We start from the raw sequence: 1,385 nt of genomic DNA, 5'->3' as shown, positions 1-1,385 counted from the left end.
AGTCCGTACGGGATTCGAACCCGTGTTACCGCCGTGAAAAGGCGGTGTCTTAACCCCTTGACCAACGGACCAGAGTTGTTATTTTCAACTCTTACTATTATACCGACTTTTTATTTTTTGTCAATAACTTTTTCTAATTTTTTTCATTTTTTTCAAATCAACTTTTTCTAACTTATAGTAAAAAGAGCCAGAATTGTACTGACTCTTCTATTTCTCATTAAACTTATAAGCACGTTCTTCTCCCCACCAATAGGGCATTAGTTCTGCGACTTTCACTGTTTTTCTTTGTATCATAGTCCATCATGAATTCTGCATCTTTATTTTCAGCATTCAGTTCTAAAAGGAATTCTCTACAAGCACCGCAAGGCATGGCTGAACTTCCACCATAAGGTGCTTTGTCTCGAAAGGCTAATACTTTTTTAACCTTAGTTTGTCCTGAAAATTGGTACATATTAAAGAGTGCCGCCCGCTCTGCGCAGAGATGGAAAACACCACAGGTTCCCTCCATACAGAATCCTGTAAATATTTGTCCATCTTCTGCTTCTACTGCAGCCACAACATGGTTAGCGTAAACAAAATCAGATACTTCATGTGGATTGTATAGTTTCTGTGCTTCTTTGTACATCTTTTCCCAGATGTCCATTATTGTACCTTTCTTACTTAGAGATTTCTTTTAGCATGTTTTCGATATGCTGGATTGATTTTTCACGTCCAAGCAAGAAAATTGTATCTGGTAATTCTGGTCCATGCATTTCACCTGAAACAGCGATACGAATAGGCATGAAAAGATTTTTCCCTTTAATACCTGTTTCTTTTTGGACTGCTTTAATTTGTGGGAAGATATTTTCTGTTACAAATTCATCATCTGTCATCGCTTCAAGTTTTGCCTTGAAGGTTTCAAGAACTGTTGGAACTGTTTCACCCGCCATGACTTCACGCTCTGCTTCGGTCAATTCTGGAAAATCTGAGAAGAAGAGATCTGTCAATGGAATAATTTCATCAACTGATTTCATTTGTGGCTTATAGAGTTCTACCAATTTTTCAGCCTTATCAGTCAATCGACCTGCTTCCTCTAAGAATGGTTTTGCCATTTCAAAGATAGTTTCTAGGTCTGCATTCTTGATATAATCATTGCTCATCCAGTCGAGTTTTTTCTGGTCAAAGGCAGCTGGAGACTTGCTGAGGCGATTTTCATCGAAAAGTTTAATGAGTTCTTCACGAGAGAAGATTTCATCTTCGCCACCTGGGTTCCAACCAAGAAGAGCAATAAAGTTAAAGACTGCTTCTGGTAAATAACCTTTTTTACGGTAGTCTTCGATAAACTGAAGGGTGTTGGTATCGCGTTTAGACAATTTTTTCCCAGTTTCAGAGTTGATAATCAAGGT

1 protein-coding gene, 1 tRNA gene and 1 pseudogene are annotated in these 1,385 nt (G+C 38.1%); all 3 read right to left on the bottom strand.

Translation table 11 applies throughout. The features are described from left to right. Positions 1-71, bottom strand: a tRNA-Glu gene (locus SMIDD26_RS10755). A 136-nt stretch (positions 72-207) separates the two neighbouring features. Continuing rightward, a pseudogene (locus SMIDD26_RS10750) lies at positions 208-643 on the bottom strand (cytidine deaminase family protein). 13 nt (positions 644-656) lie between these two features. Continuing rightward, on the bottom strand, positions 657-1,385 hold a 729-nt coding region (locus SMIDD26_RS10745), incomplete at its 5' end, for a glutamate--tRNA ligase (RefSeq protein ID WP_246747043.1).

Origin of the sequence: Streptococcus mitis, from assembly GCF_001579035.1 — a bacterium.
Lineage (GTDB): Bacteria > Bacillota > Bacilli > Lactobacillales > Streptococcaceae > Streptococcus > Streptococcus mitis_J.
Note: the sequence above shows the minus strand (reverse complement) of the source record. Positions and strands in the feature narration are given on the sequence as shown.